Consider the following 23,578-nt stretch of genomic DNA (forward strand, 5'->3'; position numbering starts at 1 on the left):
ATGGAATATTTATGTTACATGATGAAGATGAAAAAGAAGAAAACAATGAGCGATGGCTTTTAACTTATTCAGACCTCATAACACTACTTATGATTTTCTTTGTCATAATGTATTCTATGAGTAATGTTGATGCAGAGAAATATAAACAATTATCTGAATCTCTAAATTCTGCGTTTGGTGGTTCTTCTGGGGTTATTGAAGGTGGTAAGAGTCAAATGGAACCAGTAGTTGAACCAGGAAGTAGTAATTTAGATAGTTTGCAAAATGCTGAATTTAAAAAAGTTGGAGAGGAAATTCAGAAGTATTTAAATGAAAATGGTATGTCTAATTCTGTATCATTAAAGGCTCAAGATAGAGGGTTGGTAATAAGTCTTAAAGATACTATATTATTTGATACTGGAAAAGCAGTCATAAAGAATAATTCTAGAGATAAGATTATTCAAATAGGTAAGATGTTAAATGAAATGAATAGTTACATAAGGGTAGAAGGTCATACAGACAACATGTCTATAAAAAATTCTGAGTTTAAATCAAACTGGGATTTATCAGTTATGAGAGCAACTAATGTTGTTCAACTTCTTATTGACAATGCAGGTATAGCACCAGATAAGTTGTCTGCTGTAGGGTATGGAGAATTCAGGCCAATAGCAGAAAATTCATCTCAAGATGGTAGGTCAAAAAATAGAAGAGTTGATATAGTTTTAGTTGATAGTAAATATGATAATGTAGAAAATGTTGGTGAAAATAAATAGTTAAATGAACTATCTCAGTAAAGAATTATTTCTAAAAAGAGATAGTTTTTTTATGCAAAAATTAAAAATAGATGAACAGTAAGTTACCTTTTTGGAAGAATATATGGTATCTTAAATATATAAATGTTTAGATGATAAAAAACTCAATTTAAAAAATTTTAATAGAGGGTGAGGGAACAAATGAGTAATAAGAATAAAAACACAAAGTATAAAGATAAAACAAGACAAAGGTATAACAAAAAAGTTGAGACTTTAAATAAAGAAAAATTAAAAGAAACTAATAAAAATTCTAAAAAAGTAGATAAAATTGATGATATTATCAATAAGTCTAGTATTGTATTATGTGTCCTTTTAGTAATATTTTCTTTGCTTTATTTATTTAAATTAGTTCAACTTAATGTAATAATGATACTTTTAGTGATTACAGTAGCTATACAGCAAGGTCTAGTATCGTTTGGTGCATTTAGAAATAAAAATTATGTAAAGGCTTTATTTTCAATATTTGTAACTATATGTTTCTTAATTGCTTTTAAATATGTTGTTAATCCTGTTTAAATATATCAGTAAACGTTCTATAATTAATATAAATAGTGAAGTTGCAGTTTTAATGCTATTATAAATTTTATAAATTTGAAGGAGTAGATTTTATGAATAGGTGTAAGTTTGCAAAATTAATTATCACATCAATGATTGTTTTATTACTTACAGGATGTAGTTTAAAAAAGGAAGATAATTATAAGCTAGACCCAGAGAATCCAACATCAATAGAAATTTGGCATTATTATAATGGACAGCAAAAAATGGCTTTTGATAAGCTTGTTAAGGAATTTAATGACACTATAGGTGCTGAAAAAGGAATTATTGTTGAAGCGTTTAGTCAAGGTAATGTGGTTGATTTGTCAGAAAAGGTTTTAGATTCTGCGAATAAAAAGGTTGGTTCTGAAGAGGTACCAAATATATTTGCAGCATACTCAGATACTGCCTATGAAATGGACAAATTAGGATTACTAGTGGATATGGACCAATATATAAGTAAAGATGAACTAAATGAGTATATAGAAGAATATGTAGAAGAGGGTAGAATAAACCCTAATGATGAGTTTAAACTTTTTCCAATTGCAAAATCAACCGAGATTTTGATGATAAATAAGACTGATTGGGATAAATTCGCCAAAGCTACAAATTCAAATATAGATGATATAAAAACAATAGAGGGATTAACAGAAATATCAAAAAAATATTATGAATGGACAGATAGTTTAACAAAAGAGCCTAACGATGGTAAAGCATTTTTTGGAAGAGATGCTTTAGCAAATTATATTATTATAGGAAGTAAGCAATTAGGAGTAGAACTTTTTTCTGTTAAAGATGGAAAGGTTACATTAAATGTTGATGAAAAAGTTATGAGGAAATTATGGGATAATTTCTATGTACCATATATAAATGGATATTTTGCATCTTATGGTAAGTTTCGTTCTGATGATGCAAAAACAGGAGATATACTGGCTCTTGTTGGTTCTAGCTCAGGAGCAGCATACTTCCCAGATAGAGTAATGTTAAATGACAATGAGAGTTATAATATTGAAACATCCATTTTTCAAGCTCCACGTTTTAAAGATAAAGAAAAATACGCTGTACAACAAGGTGCAGGAATGGCTGTAACAAAATCTACTAAAGAAGAAGAATATGCATCAGTGGAATTCTTAAAATGGTTTACAGATAAAGAGCCTAATATAAAATTCTCTATTGCTTCTGGATACTTGCCAGTAAAGAAAAAAACAAATGATTTAGATATTATAAAAGAAGTTATGAAAGAAGATGATTTAAAGGTATCAAATAAAGTTGAAGGCTCATTAGTTTCATCTATTGAACAAATTAATAGTTGTAATTTATATACTAATAAAGCCTTTGATGGTGGAACTAAAGCTAGACAAGTTCTTGAATATTCAATGCTTGACAAAGCTAAAGAAGATTTAAATAAAATAAATGAATTAATAAAAAATGGAACTTCTAAAAAGGATGCAGTAGCACAATTTAATAATGATAAGAATTTTGAAACTTGGTTTAAAGACTTTAAGGCTGAGCTTGAAAATGTTACAAAAGAGTAGGTGAATTGGCGGTTAGTGTGTCGACATGCACAAAGGTATAGGTGGAATAAGTATGGAAAACAATCTAAAAAAAAATAATTCAATAATGAAAAAGATGATATTTCCCCTAATTATTGTTATGCTAATTCAAACAAGTTTATTTTGTGCCACAATTTTATGGGGAGGAACTATTAAGAAGTTAAATGACAATTCATTTGACATTTTAAATGAAAGAGTAATTAATCGAAAAAACTATATACAAAATGAGATGTTACAAAGATGGTCAAAAACAAGTGAAACGGAATCCGCAATTAATTCGTCTGTAAAAAAAGTCTTGGGTGAAAATAATGCTTCAATCAAGGATGTAGGTGACAATGAAGAAATTGACAAAGAGATTATAAAAAATATATCAAGCAATTTGATATATCTTTTGAGAAAAAATTCTGTTACAGGTTCTTTTATAGTTTTAAGTAATAAAAACATTAAAGATGATTCTATTAATAGTAAAGGTGAAACAAGTAAGACTGGATTGTACATAAGAGATTTAGACCCTAAATTTAGTCCAAATGATAATTCTGATTTGTTAATTGAGAGAGGGTCATCAGATATAGCAAGAAATTTTGGAATATCTATGGATAGTTATTGGGCTCCAAAATTTTCATTTAAAAGTGAAAATAAGCAGGAAAGAGATAATTTTTTTTATAAGCCATTTAGAGCAGCACTGGATAATCCAAATGTATCAAGTTCTAATTTAGGATATTGGGGAAGCCAGTTTCTATTAACAAATGCAGGTGATAAGGTTATGACATATTCAGTTCCTCTTATTTATGAAGATGGAACTGTGTATGGAGTACTTGGAATAGATTTAAGTATAAACTATATGAGTGAATTATTACCATATGCAGAGATAAATGGAAATAAAAAAGGTAATTATATTTTAGGTGTGGATAGAAATGATGACATGGCATTTGAAAATGTAGTTTCAAATGGATATTCATTAAAAGAAAAGTTTTGGGATGGTTTACATTCTAATTTAGAGCAGAAAGAATCTTATAAGAATATATATAAAATCAAAGATGAAGATGAAAATTGTAGTGTTGGCAATATTTATGCTAGTGTACAATATCTAGATTTATATAATTCTAATACTCCATTTGAAAATGAACGTTGGGCTCTTTTGGGAATTATTGAAGAAAAAAGTCTTTTGTCTTTTTCAAAAAGAGTTGAGAGGTTGGTTATAATTTCTATTGCAATTTCTTTAGCAATAGGACTTGTAGGTATTTATATAGCGTCAAGTTTATTTACAAAACCAATTGTTCTTCTGGCTAAAAAGGTTAGAAATAGTAACCCATCAAAACCAGTAAATCTTGATAAAATAAATATATCTGAAATAGACGAATTATCTTCTGCTATAGAGCTACTCAGTGCTAATGTGGCAGACTCTTCCTCAAAATTGTCACAGATTATTGAGATGGTAGATATGCCTATTGGAGCTTTTGAATTATATAAAAATACAGATAATGTTTTTTGTACAAAAGGATTTTTTAATGTATTTATTACAGAAAAAGGATTTCGAGAATATGGTTATATGAGAAAAGATAAGTTCCTTAAAAAATTGAAAAAGCTAGATACATATTTACAAGAAAGTTATGAAACGGAAAATACATATATATATAAATTTGAATCTGAAGATAAAAAGTCTAAGTGGGTAAGACTAAATATTGTTGAAGATGAGATAAAAGTTCTCGGTGTTGTTGTTGATGTCACAAAAGAATTTGTTGAGAAAAGGAAAATAGAATATGAAAGAGATTTTGATATTTTAACTAATCTTTTAAATAGAAGAGCATTTTACTCACAGATACAAGAAAAATTTAAAAACAAAGATGAACTTAAGGTAGCAGCCTTTGTTATGTGGGACTTAGATAATTTAAAATATATTAATGATACATATGGACATGATGCTGGTGATGAATACATTAGATGTGCAGCAGGTATACTTAAAAAGTTTATATCATGGAATGGTATAGTTTCTAGGCTTTCAGGTGACGAGTTTTATGTATTTCTATATGGATATGAAAGTAAAGATAGTATAAGAGATATTATTAATTCTGTTAAGATACAAATGAGTAATACATTATTAAAACTTCATGATGGAACAGAATTTAAAATAAGGGCATCAGCTGGAATTTCTTGGTATCCTTATGATTCAAGTAATTATGACGAATTAATGAGATATGCAGATTTTGCTATGTATCAAATTAAAAATACAATCAAGGGTGAAGTCAGTGAATTTGATATTAATATATATAATAAGGATTCATTCTTATTGAGTAATAGAGAAGAGTTAAATAAATTGATTGATGGACAACTTGTTGAATATGCATTTCAAGCTATTGTAGGTTGTGAAGGAAAAGTTTTTGCATATGAAGCACTTATGAGACCTAAAATAAAAACTTTTAGTTCTCCAGTGGATGTTATTAGATTGGCTCGTTCACAATCTAAGTTGTATCAAATTGAGCGTATTACATGGTTTAAAGCACTTAAATCATTTAAAAGATACAAAGAGAAGTTTGGAGATTGTAAATTATTTTTAAATTCTATTCCAAATAATAACCTATCAAAAGTTGATTTTGAAGAAATTGAGGATTTATATGGCGATTATTTAAATAGAGTTGTATTAGAAATAACAGAAAATGATAAAATTAATGAAGATTTTATTGAGAAAAAGAAATCTTATATAAATCATTGGAATATAGAGATTGCTTTGGATGACTTTGGAACAGGTTACAATGGAGAGGCCGTATTATTATATATAATGCCAAATTACGTAAAGATTGATATGTCTATTGTAAGAGGTATTGATAAGGATGAAGACAGACAGAAAATACTAAAAAATCTTATTTCATACTCTAATGAAAGAAATATTAAAGTAATAGCGGAAGGTGTAGAGACTAAAAGTGAGATGGAGACATTAATTAATCTTGGAACAGATTATATGCAGGGATATTATATTAGTAAACCATCATTCGTACCTGAAGATATAAGTGATGAAATTAAAAAAGAGCTCAAAATGTGTCATGAAAATAGGAATAGTGTGATTTAATAGAGGAAAAATTACATGTATTTTTATGAACTTTTGGTTTATAATTAAAAAGAAAATAATATAATTATAAATTAGGGTGGTGGAGCTAATAATCACAACAAATATAGATATAAGAAAATTAAATGAAAATCAATTAGAAGCAGTTGAACATATAGATGGGCCTTGCATGATACTTGCAGGGCCTGGTTCAGGTAAGACAAGAGTAATTACATATAGAATAGCCAATATGGTAGTAAACAAGAACATAGCACCAACAAGAATCTTAGCAATAAGTTTTACCAAAGCATCTTCAATAGAGATGAAAAATAGAGCTTTAAGTTTAAGTGATGATATAAGGCTTAATAAGGTAACTTATGGTACTTTTCACTCTGTATTTTTTAAGATTCTAAGGTACTTTGAAAGGTACAATTTAGATAGCATATTTGATGAGAAAGCAAAGCGAATAACAATCAAGGCAATACTAAAGAGTTTAAATATAGAAAATGCTGATGATGATGAGAATGTAGGGCAAGTTATAAATGAAATTTCTTATGTAAAAAATGAACTTATGGATAAAAATGACTTTAATTCAGAGGTACTGACAAAAGATGAGTTTTTGAAGGTGTATAATTTATATGAAGAACAAAAATCTAAAGTTAATAAAATTGATTTTGATGATATGCTTATAAAAACTTATTATTTGCTTTTAAACAATAAGTCTGCATTAGAGATGGTTAGGAATGTATATAAATATATACTGATAGATGAATTTCAAGATATAAATAAAGTACAGTTTGAAGTTTTAAAGTTAATTTCTAATCCTTTAAACAATATATTTGCTGTTGGAGATGAAGACCAAAGTATATATGGTTTTAGAGGAGCAAGACCAGACTTTTTGTTGGAATTTGAAAGATATTTCAATAATACTAAAAAAATAATATTAGATGTAAATTATAGGTCTAAAAGTGAGATAGTACATACTGCAAATAGACTTATAGAAAAAAATAAAAATAGATATGAAAAAATCATTAAGTGTAGTCAGGGTAGTGGAGGAAGTGTGAGCTATATTTGTCCACATGATTCAGAGGAGGAAGCTTTACATATTGCCAAGGAAATAATTGACGAAATAAAAAAAGATTATGTAGAATATTCAGACTTTGCAGTAATTTATAGAACCAATATACAGTCAAGAGCATTAGTGGATGTATTTATGGATATGAGGATTCCTTTTGTAGTGAAAGATTCAGTAATCACAATATATGACCATTGGGCAAGTCAGGATATACTAGCATATTTAAGAATAGGTATTAATCCAAATTCAAATAAAGATTGGTTGAGAATTATAAATAAGCCATTTAGATATATATCTAAAGATAGTGTAAATATGGTTAAGGATGAAAAAGATTTTATAACAGCACTAATAAACAAATGTAATCTTCATCCTAAACAAATCAAAACAATAACTGATTTAGAAATAGACTTAAGTTATTTAAATACTTTAAATCCTAAAAATGCAATATCTTATATTAGAACTAGTCTTGATTATGATAGATATGTCTTAGATTATTGTAGTAATAGAAAAATAAAGACAAATGGTCTTGTAGAGATATTGAATGAACTTGAAAGTTCAGCTACAAACTTTAATACTGTAACAGAGTTTTTAGAGCATATTGATAGAGTAAAGACTGAGTTAATGGAAAATAATAAGAATAAGCAGACTGATGGTGTCATATTTACAACTATGCATAGTGCAAAAGGATTAGAATTTAGAAATGTTTATATTATAGGTGTAAATGAAGGAACAATACCTCATGAAAAGTCATATGATATTTGTAAGGAAGAGAAGAAAGAAGAACAATTAGAAGAAGAAAGACGACTTATGTATGTTGCTATTACAAGAGCTGAAGAAAAATTATGTATAAGCTCTACCTTAAATAAATATGGTAAAAAAGTTGATAAATCACTGTTTATCAATGATATAAAATCTCCAACTAAAAAAGAAATTGACAGTATTGGTGTAGGTGACAAAGTATATCATAAAAAATTTCATGAAGGAGAAATAATTAAAAAAGATGGAATTATGTCTACAATAAAGTTTAAAGATAGGGAACGAATTTTAGACTTGAAAACTTGCTTATTGAAGAACATAATGTATATTATTTAATTTAAAATTAAAACTTAGATAGACAGAAAATATATTATTAGAGGTATTAGTTAGTAATAATTATATTATTTATGTATGATAAAAGCAAAAATATAGATATAAAATATATTATTTATAAGTATTAAAAAAGAGTAATAAAGATTAAATATATTATTAAAAAAATAGCTTAAAATATGAAAAATGTTATTTATGATTATACAAAGAATATAAATAGATATGAAAGATGTTATTTATGGTTATCTAAGGAGTATCACTAAATATATGTAGTAGAGTTTAAGTAATTTATAAATAAAATTATTAAAAAAATAAAAAACTTATTGACAAAAATATTATAAGGAAGTACAATTGTATTAACAATTTAAGGAAACAAATCCAGTGATAGAGAAAGTAGCATATATGGATTTACAGCGAGTTAGGGATTGGTGTAAGCCTAGCAATGAAATCTATGTGAAGAGAGCTCTGGAGGAGATTATCAGAAGTTTTAGTATGATAATTGGTTTGCCCGCCTTAAGGGATTGAGAGGATAAGTACTTACTTATCAAAAAGAGTGGTAACGCGGATATAATTCGTCTCTTAGCTGTAAAGCTAAGGGACTTTTTTGATTTAAAAATCAAAATATCCATATAGCTTAAAAGCTAACATTCACAAATTTTGAAAGTTGTAAAAGTATTTATCAATAAGAGTGGTAACGCGGTAAAGTCGTCTCTTAGTCATTAAAGACTGAGAGACTTTTTTTGTAACTTGAAACATTAAAGTAGTAAAATTTGAGGGAAATTATAATTAAAAGAGAGGGGTAATTAAAATGAAAGTATTTAAAAAATTATTAAGTTTAGGATTAGTATTAGGATTAACTTTATCACTAGTAGGATGTAGTGGTGGAGAAGAGAAAACAAAATTAGAGCAAATAAAAGAAAGTGGAAAATTAGTAGTAGGTACTAGTGCAGAATTCCCACCATTTGAATTCCATAAAGTAGTAGATGGTAAAGATTCAATAAAAGGATTCGATGTAATGTTAGCTGAAGAATTTGCAAAGGAGCTTGGTGTAAAAGTTGAAATTAAAGATATGTCATTTGATGGATTAATAGGTGCTTTAAATGCAGACCAAGTTGACATAGTTCTTGCAGGTATGTCACCAACACCAGAAAGAGAAAAGAGTGTTGATTTCTCTGAGTTATATTATTTAAGTAGAAATGCAGTTATAGTTAAAGATGCAGATATAGATAAAGTAAAAACTGAAGATGATTTAAAGAAACTTAAAGTTGGAGTACAAGCAGGAAGTATCCAAGAAGAATATGTAGTTAATACTCTAAAAATGACAACTACTAAATCTTTAAAAGCAATACCTGACTTAATTACAGAATTAAAAAATGGAAACATAGATGCAGTTGTTACTAATGAAGCAGTTTCTTTAATAAATGTTAAAAAATATGATGGAATCAAAATGGCAAATACTGAAGTTGGTAAAGATGTAACAGAAGGTATGGCAGCAGCAATCAAAAAAGCTGATAACAATAAAGACTTTATAGAATTACTAAATAAAAAGATAAAAGAATTACAAGATGGTAAAAAAATAGAAGAATTTTTAAATGAAGCATCTACTGAAGCTGCTTCAAATTAGTAAGAAAGTTATGTGGGAGATGAAATTATGAGTTTAGATTTTAGTTTTTTAAGTAGATTTGGAACTTCTTTTCTGGAAGGAACAGGTGTGACAGTAGGAATTTCTCTTGTGGCATTATGCTTTGGATTTATAATAGGTATAATTATCTGTATGGCAAAAATATCCAAGAGCAAAGTATTAAGAGCAATATCATCAATATATATTGAGATTTTAAGAGGGACACCATTATTAGTACAGATATATATAGTATGGTTTGGATTACCTCAATTAGGAATAAGATTCCCTATGTTATTTGGTATACCAAGTGAATTTATAGCTAGTGCATTTGCATTATCAGTAAACTCTGGAGCATATGTAGCAGAGATACTTAGATCAGGTATACAATCAGTTGATAATGGACAAATGGAAGCAAGTAGATCATTAGGATTAAATTACTGGTCAACTATGAGATATATAATAATACCTCAGGCTATAAAAAATATACTACCTTCATTAGCAAATGAATTTATTACACTTGTAAAAGAATCCTCAATAATCTCTGTAATAGGAGTTGTTGAAATAATGCGTACTGCTGATATAGTAAAAAATGCAGCATTCAAAGCATTAGAGCCATTAATAGTAGCAGCGGTAATTTACTTTGTTATAACATTTACTCTATCAAGATTAGTTGGATTATTAGAAAAGAAACTATCTGTGTCTAACTAGATGAGAGCGTGTTTAGCATTTAGGGAAAACATAGAATAGTAAAAAGGAAAGTGATAATATGATTACAATAAAAAATTTAAGTAAATCTTTTGGAGATTTAAATGTATTAAAAAATATAGACTTAGAAATCGCTAAAGGCGAAATAATGGTTATAGTAGGGCCTAGTGGTTCTGGTAAAAGTACACTTCTTAGATGTATGAATTTACTAGAAGTACCTACAGGTGGAGATATAATATTTGAAGGAAAAAATTTGGTTGATAAAAAAACTAATATTGATGAAATTAGACAAAATATAGGTATGGTGTTTCAAAACTTTAATTTGTTCCCACATAAGACTATTTTAGATAATATAACATTAGCACCAATTAAATTAAAAAAGATGACAAAAGAACAAGCAGAAAAGAAAGCAGAAGGTTTGTTAAGTAGAGTTGGTCTTTTAGATAAAAAAGATTCCTATCCATCACAATTATCTGGAGGACAAAAGCAAAGAATAGCAATAGCTAGAGCTCTTGCTATGGAACCAGATATGATGTTGTTCGATGAGCCAACATCTGCTCTTGACCCAGAAATGGTAAACGAGGTTTTAGATGTTATAAAAGAGCTTGCAAAAGAAGGTATGACGATGGCAATTGTAACGCATGAGATGGGATTTGCGAAAGAAGTTGCAGATAGAGTTATTTTTATAGATGGAGGAAGCGTACTAGAAGATAATACTCCAGAAGAAGTTTTCGGAAATCCGAAACATGAAAGAACTAAATCATTCTTAGCAAAAGTATTATAGTATATAAAAAAGGATGTTATTGATATTAGAAATTCAATACATCCTTTTTTTATGATGATTAATGTAATTTTAAATTATATTAATCTTATTTTACTAAATTTTTGCAGAAAAAAAGAGCTCGGGGTAAGCTCTTTTTTTCCACCGAATCAATTTCCGTTATCAATCCGATTTTTAATAAATATAAAATATATCCTTATGAAAGGGTATTGGGAATAGATATATTAACTAACTAGGGTTACCAGGGGGATAACCTTAATTTATTATAACAAAATGCGACACAAAAATCAATATTTTTTTTGATATAAATTATAAAAGTTATTTTTATAACAAGTAAACTTATAAAATCAACTTTTATAGTAAAAATAAGCATATGTATAATATAATATATTTATTTTATATAATATATTATTTTATCATATATTGTATTTTATAACGTATTTTTGTAGGATATAGTATAAGTATATTGTATTTTACTATAAAACTTTATGATAAAGTGAAAAAACTAATTTTTTATGAAAGAATATTTTGTAAATTTAAGATTGTCTTTTTAATAAAGATTAACAAAAAAAATACTATAATTAGTGGTATAATAGTTAGAGTTGAAGATTTTAAATAAAGGTAGGTGTAATTAAGTTGGAAATATACTTAGACAATAGCGCAACTACAAAACCTTATCAAGAAGTTATAGATAAAATGGTTTATGCACTTAGTACGGATTATGGAAATCCTTCTTCTGTTCATAGAAAAGGTGTAGAAGTTGAAAAAGGGATAAAAGAAGTAAGACAGGTTATAGCTAAATCTCTAGGAGCGAAAGAAAAGGAGATTTATTTTACATCAGGTGGTACAGAATGCAATAATACTATAATAAGAGGAATTGCAAATTTAAATAAAAAGCGAAAAAATCATATAATATCTACTAATATAGAACATCCTTCTGTTTTAAATACATTGAAAGATTTAGAAGAAGATGGTTTTGAAATAACTTACTTAGAGGTCGGAAAAGATGGAAAGATAAATATAGAAGATTTAAAAAATGCAATAAAGTCAACTACATGTTTAGTAAGTATGATGCATGTTAACAATGAAATAGGAACTATACAACCAATAGATGAGGTTGGAAAGTATTTGAAGTCTTTAAAAGAAAAGATATATTTTCATGTGGATGCTATTCAATCATACGGAAAAATTAATTTTAGACCATCTAAATACAATATAGATTTTATGAGCGTGAGTGCACATAAATTTCATGGTCCAAAAGGAATTGGATTTATGTATATAAAGGAAAATAATCGTCTTAAACCTATGTTAACAGGTGGAGGACAGGAAATTGGAATTAGGTCTGGAACAGAAAATGTACCTGGTATATATGGGCTTGGAGAAGCGGTCAGAATACTGAATAAAGATTTAGATGCAGTTATTTCAAAAGTAAATAATTTAAAAGATGTATTTAAAAATAAAATAGTTGGTAATATAGAAGACATAAAAATTAATTCTCCAGAAGATGGTGTATGTCATATATTGAATATATCATTTAGAGGTACAAAAGGAGAAGTGTTACTTCATTACTTAGAGCAAAAAGGTATTTATGTATCAACTGGCTCTGCATGTTCTTCTAAGAAGAAAGGGAGACATGTATTAAATGCCATAGGTCTTACAAATGAAGAAATAAATGGGACAATAAGATTTAGTTTATCTGATATGAATACAGAAGAAGAAATATCAGAAGCTGTAGAAGTATTGAAAGAATCAATTTGTGACTTAAGGTCAATAATGAAAAGAAAGTAAAGAATACAGTATAAATAATGAGAATAAATTAGTTTAAGAGGTGAAATGGTGTATAATATATTAATAGTAAAGTATGGAGAAATTGGAGTAAAAGGAAAAAATAGATATATATTTGAAAATAGACTTATAAGAAATATAAGAAATATGTTAAAGCCAATTGGCAAATTTAATGTATATAAAGAATATGGAAGAATATATGTTGATTTAGAAGATTATGATTATGAAGAAGTAATTGAAGAAGTTAGAAAAGTATTTGGAATAGTGGGTGTATGCCCTGGAGTAAGAGCTAAAAAAGATTATGATACATTAAAAGAAATAGCTTTAACAATGTTAGAGGAAAAAATAGAAGCTGGGTATAAAACATTCAAAGTAGAGTCAAGAAGAGGAGATAAATCTTTTAGATTGACTTCTCAAGAAATGAGTATGGATATAGGTGGATACTTATTATCAAAGGTAGGAGATAAGATTAATGTTGATGTAAGAAATCCAGAAGTTAAAATAAAATGTGAATACAGAGAATTCCATACTATGGTCTATAGTGATACTATACCTGGATATGGAGGGTTACCACTTGGAACAAATGGTAGAGCTATGTCTCTTTTATCAGGAGGTATAGATAGTCCAGTAGCAACATGGATGGTCGCAAAAAGAGGAATGGAAGTAGAAGCAGTACACTTCCATAGTTATCCATTTACAAGCGAAAGGTCACAAGAAAAAGTTAAAGACTTAGCTAAAATATTGGCAAAGTATTGTGGTAGAGTAAGACTTCATAAAGTTAACATATTAGAAATACAAAAAGCAATTGGCGAGAATTGTAATGAAGAAGAAGCTACTATTCTTTCAAGAAGATTTATGATGAGAATAGCACAGAGACTTTCTGAAAAAAGACATTGTGATGCTTTAATTACAGGTGAAAGTATTGGTCAGGTTGCATCTCAAACTATACAAGGTCTTACTTGTACTAATGCTGTTGTAGATTTACCAGTCTTTAGACCACTTATAGCGATGGATAAATCAGATATAGTCGATATAGCCAAAAAAATAGGAACTTTTGAAACATCTATAATTCCTGAAGAAGATTGTTGTAGTGTATTTTCTCCTAGAAAGCCTGTTACTAAACCTAGGTTAGAGAAAATAGAAAAATCTGAAACAGCACTTGATATTGATAGATTAGTACAGGATGCACTTGATAAAATAGAGGTTGAAGATATAGAGTTTTAATGTACAAGTGATTTACCTTCTTGGGGGAGGTGTTATATGTGATGCAAATATTGTGTGTTGGTATTGGTGGATTTTCTGGTGCTATATTAAGATATTTAATATCTTTAAGATTTGCAGGAGCTAAGTTTCCATTTGGGACTCTAATTGTCAATGTTATGGGTGGAGTTTTAATTGGTTTTATCATGGAAATGAGTACAAGAACAGATTATATTTCTGATAATTTAAAATTGTTTTTAGTAACTGGTCTAATGGGAGGACTTACTACATTTTCTACTTTTAGTTTTGAGAATGTAAAGTTTTTTGATAGTGGCAATTATATGTTATTTGGGTTAAATATATTCTTAAATTTAACATTAAGTATTTTAGGAGTTTTTGTTGGAAGAACTTTATGTAGACAATTTGTTAATATGTAGTATTTTAAAGTAAATACTATAATTTTATTTAATGGGAATGATTATTATGAATAAAAAGGGTTTTACACTAATTGAATTATTGGTAGTTATATCTATAATAGGAATTTTAGTTATAGTCGCAGTTCCAGCACTATTTAGAAATATAGAAAAAAGTAAGGCGGTTACATGTCTTTCAAATAGAGAGAATATAAAGACTCAAATTGTTATTGCAATGGCTGAGGAACCAAGTAAAGACAAGAATGAAATTATAAAAGATGTATTAAAAAATAAAGATGGAAAATACTTTGAAACAGAGCCAAAGTGTAAATCAGGTGGAACATATTCAGCAGAATTTGATGATGGTTATGATGGAATAACTGGTGATGAAAGTATTGCAAAAGTTTATGTTACTTGTACAGAACATCCAGATGGTGTTGAAATGGCTAGGGATGTATATCAAAGTATGAGAGATTTAATTGCATCATTTGCAGAAGACTCTTCTATAATACCAGGAAATTCAAAAAATAATGATGACTTTAGAAACTATTTGTTGGATAATAAGTATAAGAATGGCTGGCCTACAATTCCAGATGAATTTAAGAAAAAGTATGATTTAGGAAAAGAGCCACTGTATATACAACCATATGCAAATAAGCCTAATACAAATGAAGCTAGTGTAGTTGTATTTGCAAATACTTCAACTAAAGGTAATTGGTATGCTTCTTTAATTTATGATTATGATGAAGCTAAATGGTATAAAGGTAAAGGTGGTATTTCTGTAGCAAATAAAACATGGGAAGATTTAAAGGAAGAAATCCATACTAAATCTGGCTGGGCTCCTTTAAATTAATATAGCATATATTACTGGTATTAATTAACTATAGAATAATATTCTCCATGGTTAGTTAATACCAGATTTTATTTTAAATATTTTATTAATATAGGATGATTACTGAATATTTACTATTTTAAATCCTTCACATGTAAACTAAAAATAATTATAATAAGAGTATAAAGAAATTTAATTATAAGGTTAATTTTCTGAAGATTTAGTATTCATACTAAGAAATACATAAAAGGGGAATAGATATATGAATAATTTACAAGATAACCAAACAATAAACTTAATACAAAGTCGTAGAAGTATACGAAAATTTACAAAAGAGCAAATTACAAATGAACAACTAGACACATTGTTACATTGTGCATTTGCAGCACCTTCAGGATGCAATAAACAACCTTGGCATATAAGTGTTGTTCAAGACCAAAAACTTTTAAAAGAGATTAGTGATGATACCTTATCTAGAATTCATGAAGTTAGTAATGTTGAGATAAATAAGAATTTTAAACTATTTTATGGTGCACCAACTGTTTTATTTATTTCTTATGATGAAGAAAATTCATGGGCTCCATATGATGTAGGAATACTTACAGGAAATGTAACTACAGCTGCACAAGCGTTAGGGCTAGGTAGTTGTATAATAGGAATGGTTAGAGGATTATTTACACCTGTTGAACAAGGGGATATAGTAGGTCTCGTGAGTGTACTAGATGATAATGATGTAAAAGAATCAGATTCAATAAAGATGATGTTTGATACAAATAAAAAATATAGGGAATTATTGAATATACCTGAAGGGTATTCTGTACCTTTTGGCATTGCTATAGGGGTACCAGATGGAAATCTACCAAAAGCTAGAGATGTTGTTTATAAAGTTTCTAGAGTTTAAAACATTTGATTAATTAAATTACTATATAAATTTATATAATTAAAAAAAATAACATAAGGCTGAAAATAAAAATTTATTTATTTTTAGTCTTGTTTTTTATTATTTTATATTTATAAATGAAAAAAAGGTAAGGTAAATCTGTTAGTTTGAGCATATAAAATAAAAATTATAAAGTCGATAAGTATAAATAAATGATTTATAATATTTTGGAAATAAATAGCAAAAAGTTGAAATGAAGAAAAAAGAATGTTAAAATAAAATGAAAGTAACCCTTAATTATAAAAAAGTTACTATTCGAAAAATTGGCACTTTTTTTACATTTTATACAGAATTTTTAAAAGAAAATGTTCTTCATTAACAATCAAATTTATAAATATTTTACTGTTTTTAGGTTTGATTTTATTTTTTTGATGTATATTTGTTTATTAGAAATGAAAAATTTTTTAGATTGGTTTTTAAGTGTAAAATTTTTAGATTTTTCCCAGCATAAAAAAAAACCCTTTTATAATAAATGGAAACTATTGGAAGTAAAAAATAATGGTAATTATAATGAAAAATAATTTTTGATTAAAAAACATTGATATGTTGAATATCTTGTATAAATATATACTTAAATATATTTTATTAAATCAATAGGAATAAATAATAATTAAGAGTAAGTATCTTAGAACATATAAATTCGATTTAAATAATATGTTTACTAGAATTATTTAGAAATACATAATATATGTCATACTATTATAAGAGCTTATGAAAGTATTTACTGTAGAAATAATGAGGATAAAAAAATAGTAAAATAGAATAATTTAGATAATAATATTTTATTGATAAATTACACCAACTGTAAAATATAACCCTACTTTAAAATTATTTTTATTATAAGTAGGGTTATAATATTACTATATTACTTATATTGTAGGGGGAAAAAATGAGAGAAGAATCGAGCTCTTTAAATTTAAATCATATAGAAATTTTCTTTGAACTTTTGTCTCAAAGTACAGAAGATTATATATTTTTTTGGGACATAAATAGGAATAAATTTAAAATTTCTTCAGCAATTTTTAATGAATTTGACTTAAGTAGAGATGTAGATTCTGATGTAGTAAATTGTTGGAGTAAAATTATTTATCCTGATGACGTTCAAGTGTGGAAAGATGATATACAAGCGTTGATAGATGGAGAAAAAGATGAACATAATCTAGAGTATAGACTGATTAATAGATATGGAGAAGTAGTATGGATTTCTTGTAGAGGGAAGGCCCAAATATCAGAAGAGCAAAAAACTATAGTTATGGTTGGAAGAATAAAGAATATTGGTGAAAAAAATAAGTTTGATTCTATTACAGGAACATGGAATAGAGAACAATTTGAGTACTGGATGAATTATATCATAAAAGATAAAACCTATGAAAGTGGAGCCATATTTATTATGGATATAGATAATTTCAAAAATATAAATGAAAAATATGGACACTCTTATGGTGACAAGGTACTGCGTGCAATTGCTACTGAAGTGTTAGAATATTTACCAAAAGATGTTCGATTGTATAGATTAGATGGAGATGAATTTGCATTTTTTTATCCTTTGTGTACTAAAGAAACTATAAATAAGATATATGAAAAGATACAGATGTATACCAATACTCAACATGAGATTGAATCAAATAAGTACTATTGCACAGTAACTGCGGGGGTTGCTATGTATCCAAAGGATGGGGATACTTATTTGGATTTATTCAAACATGCTGATATCGCATTAGATATAGCAAAAATAAATGGGAAAAATAGGATTAAGTTTTTTTCGCCAGAGCTATATGAAAATAAGCTAAAGGTAATTTCAATGCAACATAAGCTAAGAGAAAGTATTGAAAATGACTTTAATGACCTTGAATTATTTTTTCAACCACAAATAGATGCTGCCACAAGAGAAGTAATAGGAGCAGAAGCACTTTTAAGATGGCATTCAAGCGCTTATGGAGAAGTATCTCCTATTGAATTTATACCAATCTTAGAGCAAAGCAATCTGATTATACCAGTGGGGAAGTGGATTATAAAAGAGGCTGTAAAGCAGTGTAAAGAATGGCATAAAATAAATCCAGATTTTAAAATATCTGTAAATGTATCGTACATTCAATTAAAAGAAGATTTTTTTAGAGATTTTATAGTTGAATGCCTAATAGAATATCAATTAAGACCTGAATTCTTAATTTTAGAGTTAACAGAGAATTGTTGGATACCAGATATAAATTTACTGAATGATAAGTTTATTAGCTTAAAGGGTATAGGAGTACATATTGCAATAGATGATTTTGGTACAGGATATTCATCTTTAAATTACCTTAAAGAACTGTCTGTTAATATAATAAAAATTGAAAGAAGTTTTGTTAAGAATATTACATATAATAGTTATGAACATACTTTCCTTGAATATATTATTAAATTGGCTCATATTATCAACTTAAAAGTTTGTGTTGAAGGTATAGAGTCTTATGAAGAATATGATATAGTAAAGAGTCTAGGTGTAGATATTATTCAAGGATTTTTATTTGGAAGACCTGTAAGTGCATCTGAGTTTTATAAACTTCAATTATCAAAGTAATACACAAAATATGATATATATAAAATAATGTGACAGTATATTAAAATAGGGTAAAGTATAAATTTTAAAAAAGCTTATACTTTACCCTATTTTATTGTGTTATCTATAGATGTCAATATATATTAACTATTATATACTTTCACTCCAAATTTAGATATTATTTCACTAGCTTTTTTAATATCTTCTTTAGTAGCATCAGGGACATCTTTTAGTTCATAATCAATACCTAGATTCTCCCATTTGTGTATTCCCATAGAATGGTATGGTAGTAATTCAAATCTTTCCACATTTTTTAATGTAGCAACAAATTGACCTAGTTTTTCTAGATTATCTTTATCATCAGTAATACCAGGAACTAAAACATGTCTTATCCATACAGGAATATTTCTTGAGTCTAAGTGTCTAGCAAGTTTTAAAGCTTTATCCATACCAACCCCAGTCAAATCAATGGATTTTTCTTCAACCATATGTTTTAAATCAAGTAAAACTAAATCAGTATTATCTAGAATTGGGTCTATAGTTTTTATATCTACAAATCCAGATGTATCCAAGCAAGTGTGTATATCATTTTCTTTTGCTTTTTTAAATAATTCACTTAAAAATTCTGGCTGAAGAGTAGATTCTCCACCAGAAGCAGTTATTCCACCACCAGAAAATTTCATGAAAGAAGTATACTTAAGAGCATCAGTTATTATTTCATCAACTGTATACTCTTTCCCTGACTTAGTGTCCCATGTATCTCTGTTATGGCAGTATTTGCATCTAAGTGGACATCCCTGAAAAAATAATATATATCTTATTCCTGGTCCATCTACAGTACCAAACGTTTCTATAGAGTGTATTTTTCCCTTAATCATAGAGTTCACCTCACAATATATTTTAATGGCTTTATTAACAGTTATAATATTTGTCTAAAAAAGGCCATCCTATACCAGAAATAATTCAAATATAAGACAGCCTTTTATTTTTATTTTCTACACAGTAGTAATCTTAGCTAAAGTATAAAAATTTAAAGACTAAGCCATTTTACCGTGGAATGTTCTGTTTATAACATCTAATTGTTGTTCTTTTGTTAATTTTATGAAATTAACAGCATATCCAGATACTCTTATAGTTAATTGTGGATATTCTTCTGGATGTTCCATAGCATCTTCTAAAGTAGCTCTATCAAATACATTTACATTTAAGTGATGAGCATTTTGAGAGAAGTATCCATCCATCATTGCAGAAAGATTGTTTATTCTTTCATTCATATCTTTTCCTAAAGCAGCTGGTACTATAGAGAAAGTATTAGATATACCATCTTGAGCATGCTCATATGGTAATTTAGCAACTGAAGATAATGAAGCTAAGGCACCATTAGTATCTCTACCATGCATTGGGTTAGCACCAGGAGCAAATGGAGCACCAGCTCTTCTACCGTCTGGCGTATTACCAGTTTTCTTACCATAAACAACATTTGAAGTTATTGTAAGTATAGATTGAGTAGGATAAGAATTTCTATAAGTTTTATTTTTTCTTATTTTATTCATGAAGCTTTCAACTAACTCTACAGCTATACTATCAACTCTGTCATCATTGTTTCCGTATTTTGGATAATCTCCTTCTATTTCGAAATCAACAGCTATTCCTTGCTCATTTCTAATAGTTTTAACTTTAGCATGTTTTATAGCAGATAATGAGTCTGCACAAACTGATAATCCAGCCATACCACAAGCCATAGTTCTAAATATATCTCTATCATGTAATGCCATCTCTAATGCTTCATAAGAATACTTATCATGCATGTAGTGTATTACATTTAAAGTATTTACATATAAATTTGCTAACCAATCAGTAAATGGTTCAAATTTACTTATAACTTCATCATAATTTAAGTACTCAGAAGTTATAGGCTCAAATCTTGGTCCAACTTGAACACCAGATTTCTCATCTATACCACCATTTATAGCATATAATAAAGTTTTTGCTAAGTTAACTCTAGCTCCAAAGAACTGCATTTGTTTACCAATTTTCATTGCAGATACACAACAAGCTATACCGTAATCATCTCCCCAGTATGCTCTCATTAAATCATCATTTTCATACTGCACTGAACTTGTATCTATAGATACTTTAGAGCAGAAATCTTTGAATCCTTGAGGCAACTTAGTTGACCATAGAACTGTTAAGTTTGGTTCTGGAGAAGGTCCTAATGTATATAGTGTATTTAACATTCTAAATGAGTTTTTAGTAACTAATGTCCTACCATCTATTCCCATACCACCTATACACTCAGTTACCCAAGTTGGGTCTCCAGAGAATAGATTATTGTAATCAGGAGTTCTTAGGAATTTAACCATTCTTAATTTCATAACAAAATGGTCCATATATTCTTGTAATTCTTCTTCTGTTACTATTCCAGCTTTTAAATCTCTTTCAAAGTATATATCTAAGAAAGTAGATGTTCTACCTAAAGACATTGCAGCACCATTTTGGTCTTTAACAGCACCTAAATAACCAAAGTATAACCACTGTACAGCTTCTTTTGAGTTAGTTGCTGGTTTTGATATGTCAAATCCATAAGACTGAGCCATCTTTTTAAGTTCATTTAAAGCTGATATTTGCTCAGTTATTTCTTCTCTTAATCTGATAACTTCTTCATCCATGCAAGAAACTTCTAATGATTCCTTTTGCTTATTTTTATCTTCTATCAAGGCATCAACACCGTATAGAGCAACTCTTCTATAGTCACCAATTATTCTACCTCTACCATAAGCATCTGGAAGACCTGTTATTATACCAGATTTTCTAGCAGCTCTCATTTCTGGAGTGTAAACATCAAAAACTCCTTGGTTGTGTGTTTTTCTGTATTTAGTGAATATATCTTTTATTTCTGAGTCTAATTCATATCCAAAAGCATCGCATGAATTCTCAACCATTTTTACACCACCATATGGCATAACAGCTCTTTTTAAAGGGGCATCCGTTTGTAACCCAACTATTGTTTCTAATCCTTTATCTAAATATCCTGGAGCATATGCAGCTATTCCAGAAACAGTTTTTGTATCAACATCTAAAGTACCACCATTTTCTCTTTCTTTTTTAAATAAGACCATTGCTTTATCCCATAGGTTTTTAGTGTTTTCAGTAGCACCAGCCAAGAAAGAGTCATTTCCTTCATATGGAGAATAGTTTAATTGTATAAACTCTCTAACATTTACTTCTTTAGTCCATCTTCCTGTTTTAAATCCTTGCCATGCATTCATTAAGTATTTCCTCCTTAGATTTAAATGATAAATAATACTATTAAAATTAATTTTTATATACTTAATTTATTTTATATATTTTTTAAAAAATATATTTTCTAATATAATAATAACATATTATCCGTATCCTGTATACACAAAAAAACAAAAATTGTCGTTTTAAAGTATAAAACAAATTATATGTTATTAATGTGATGAAATTATACCCATATATAAATAAAATGAAACATATAAATGATTAATTAACAATAATATATTTTTCAAATCGCAAATTTGAAATAAATAAATTTTATTATGAAAAAAAGAAAAGCATACATCTTCACAATTTGAATATTTATTTAATAGGGGGAGGTGATATATTGTTTATCACAGTGATATTATTTTTAGTAGGTTTCCTATTAATTACTAAAGGCGCAGATATCTTTATAAATTGTACTGTAGAGATAGGTAGAAAAACAAACATATCAGAAATCATACTTGGAGCAACTATCGTCAGTTTTGCGACAACATTACCTGAATTTACAGTGTCTTTACTTGCTTCTATTGATGGCCACACTACTATGAGTTTAGGAAATGCAGTTGGTTCTATAATATGTAATACAGGGTTAGCATTAGGATTAGTTGTTTTTATAAGTCCATATAATGTAGATAAAAAAATGTTTTTTTCTAAGTCTTTACTATTAATAGTATCTGTTATAGTTTTAATTTTATTGGGTTTAGATGGAGTTATAACAAGAGGAGATTCATTATTACTTATAATAATATTAATCTTTTATATGGTTAATAATTATAGAAGTGTAGTTGGAAAATCTACTAAAAATAGAAATATTAAAAATAGTACTATTAAAGACATACCTACTAAAAAGAGTAAGAGTTTTAAAGGTTTTTCTGTAGTAGAAATTTTAAAAATACTAGCACTTTTTGCTACAGGTTTGATAATGATGATAATTGGTTCACAGATTCTTATAGAGAGTGGGATAAGAATAGCTAGTTTTTTAAATATACCTCAAGGTATAGTAAGTTTAACTATAATAGCACTTGGAACTTCTTTGCCAGAGATAGTTTCATCAATTACTGCTATAAGAAAAAATCATCATGAAATATCAGTAGGAAATATTTTAGGTGCAAACATATTGAATATAGTGTCAGTAATAGCTGTATCAGCAATACCAAATAACATACCAATACTATCTCAAAATAGACAATTGGATATACCATTTATGATATTATTATTATTAATAGTAATAGTTCCAACTCTTAAATCAAACAGACTTAGCAGAATACAAGGTATATTGATGTTATTTACATATTTTCTATACATATCAATTTTGTATTTCATGTATATTATTTAACTATACTGTTAAAAATATTAATTGCAGAATATCCTAAAAAAGTATATAATGGATAGGTTAAG

17 protein-coding genes and 1 other annotated feature are annotated in these 23,578 nt (G+C 27.8%); of the genes, 15 read left to right on the forward strand and 2 right to left on the reverse strand.

The genetic code is table 11. The features are described from left to right. Window positions 1-11: 11 nt before the first annotated feature. The 14 genes from ACTG47_RS04075 (at window position 12) to ACTG47_RS04140 (ending at window position 18,916) form a co-directional block, all read left to right on the forward strand. Complete coding sequence (locus ACTG47_RS04075) at window positions 12-752, forward strand: flagellar motor protein MotB (RefSeq protein WP_479926216.1); 741 nt, start codon at window positions 12-14, stop codon at window positions 750-752. A 180-nt stretch (window positions 753-932) separates the two neighbouring features. After that, window positions 933-1,307, forward strand: coding sequence for a hypothetical protein (locus ACTG47_RS04080; RefSeq protein WP_479926217.1), 375 nt, complete (start codon window positions 933-935; stop codon window positions 1,305-1,307). A 92-nt stretch (window positions 1,308-1,399) separates the two neighbouring features. Next, window positions 1,400-2,860, forward strand: coding sequence for an extracellular solute-binding protein (locus tag ACTG47_RS04085; RefSeq protein ID WP_479926218.1), 1,461 nt, complete (start codon window positions 1,400-1,402; stop codon window positions 2,858-2,860). 52 nt (window positions 2,861-2,912) lie between these two features. After that, window positions 2,913-5,942 (forward strand): EAL domain-containing protein, encoded by a 3,030-nt coding sequence (locus tag ACTG47_RS04090; RefSeq protein ID WP_479926219.1) that lies wholly within the window; start codon window positions 2,913-2,915, stop codon window positions 5,940-5,942. 76 nt (window positions 5,943-6,018) lie between these two features. Continuing rightward, window positions 6,019-8,085 carry an ATP-dependent helicase gene (locus ACTG47_RS04095; RefSeq protein ID WP_479926220.1) on the forward strand — a complete coding sequence of 689 codons (2,067 nt, stop codon included), beginning with the start codon at window positions 6,019-6,021 and terminating at the stop codon, window positions 8,083-8,085. A gap of 366 nt (window positions 8,086-8,451) precedes the next feature. Beyond that, window positions 8,452-8,662, forward strand: a binding site (T-box leader). Between the two features lie 225 nt (window positions 8,663-8,887). Next, window positions 8,888-9,703 (forward strand): transporter substrate-binding domain-containing protein, encoded by an 816-nt coding sequence (locus ACTG47_RS04100; protein WP_169469530.1) that lies wholly within the window; start codon window positions 8,888-8,890, stop codon window positions 9,701-9,703. Window positions 9,704-9,730: 27 nt separating this feature from the next. Continuing rightward, window positions 9,731-10,408: an amino acid ABC transporter permease gene (locus ACTG47_RS04105; protein ID WP_169469528.1), complete on the forward strand. Its 678-nt coding sequence runs from the start codon at window positions 9,731-9,733 to the stop codon at window positions 10,406-10,408. A 58-nt stretch (window positions 10,409-10,466) separates the two neighbouring features. Further along, window positions 10,467-11,189, forward strand: coding sequence for an amino acid ABC transporter ATP-binding protein (locus ACTG47_RS04110; RefSeq protein WP_479926221.1), 723 nt, complete (start codon window positions 10,467-10,469; stop codon window positions 11,187-11,189). Window positions 11,190-11,822: 633 nt separating this feature from the next. After that, window positions 11,823-12,974 carry a cysteine desulfurase family protein gene (locus ACTG47_RS04115; protein WP_479926222.1) on the forward strand — a complete coding sequence of 384 codons (1,152 nt, stop codon included), beginning with the start codon at window positions 11,823-11,825 and terminating at the stop codon, window positions 12,972-12,974. 48 nt (window positions 12,975-13,022) lie between these two features. Beyond that, the gene (thiI, locus tag ACTG47_RS04120; protein WP_479926223.1) at window positions 13,023-14,195 is read left to right on the forward strand and encodes a tRNA uracil 4-sulfurtransferase ThiI; all 1,173 of its coding nucleotides are present in this window, start codon (window positions 13,023-13,025) and stop codon (window positions 14,193-14,195) included. Between the two features lie 41 nt (window positions 14,196-14,236). Then, the gene (gene crcB / locus ACTG47_RS04125) at window positions 14,237-14,608 is read left to right on the forward strand and encodes a fluoride efflux transporter CrcB (protein ID WP_207716280.1); all 372 of its coding nucleotides are present in this window, start codon (window positions 14,237-14,239) and stop codon (window positions 14,606-14,608) included. 46 nt (window positions 14,609-14,654) lie between these two features. Then, window positions 14,655-15,437 carry a prepilin-type N-terminal cleavage/methylation domain-containing protein gene (locus ACTG47_RS04130; protein ID WP_169469518.1) on the forward strand — a complete coding sequence of 261 codons (783 nt, stop codon included), beginning with the start codon at window positions 14,655-14,657 and terminating at the stop codon, window positions 15,435-15,437. 241 nt (window positions 15,438-15,678) lie between these two features. Continuing rightward, window positions 15,679-16,317 carry a nitroreductase gene (locus tag ACTG47_RS04135; protein ID WP_479926224.1) on the forward strand — a complete coding sequence of 213 codons (639 nt, stop codon included), beginning with the start codon at window positions 15,679-15,681 and terminating at the stop codon, window positions 16,315-16,317. A gap of 928 nt (window positions 16,318-17,245) precedes the next feature. Next, window positions 17,246-18,916 (forward strand): bifunctional diguanylate cyclase/phosphodiesterase, encoded by a 1,671-nt coding sequence (locus tag ACTG47_RS04140; protein WP_479926225.1) that lies wholly within the window; start codon window positions 17,246-17,248, stop codon window positions 18,914-18,916. Between the two features lie 122 nt (window positions 18,917-19,038). Here ACTG47_RS04140 and pflA read toward each other — a convergent pair whose 3' ends face one another. Continuing rightward, complete coding sequence (gene pflA / locus ACTG47_RS04145) at window positions 19,039-19,773, reverse strand: pyruvate formate-lyase-activating protein (protein WP_479926226.1); 735 nt, start codon at window positions 19,771-19,773, stop codon at window positions 19,039-19,041. Window positions 19,774-19,932: 159 nt separating this feature from the next. Further along, window positions 19,933-22,164, reverse strand: coding sequence for a formate C-acetyltransferase (gene pflB / locus ACTG47_RS04150; RefSeq protein ID WP_169468728.1), 2,232 nt, complete (start codon window positions 22,162-22,164; stop codon window positions 19,933-19,935). Between the two features lie 359 nt (window positions 22,165-22,523). Between pflB and ACTG47_RS04155 the strand changes: the two genes are divergently transcribed. Continuing rightward, on the forward strand, window positions 22,524-23,516 hold the full coding sequence (locus ACTG47_RS04155) for a calcium/sodium antiporter (RefSeq protein WP_169468726.1): 993 nt from the start codon (window positions 22,524-22,526) through the stop codon (window positions 23,514-23,516). The last annotated feature ends 62 nt before the right edge of the window (window positions 23,517-23,578 follow it).

The sequence above is a fragment of the Clostridioides sp. LIBA-6622 genome (genome assembly GCF_056716095.1).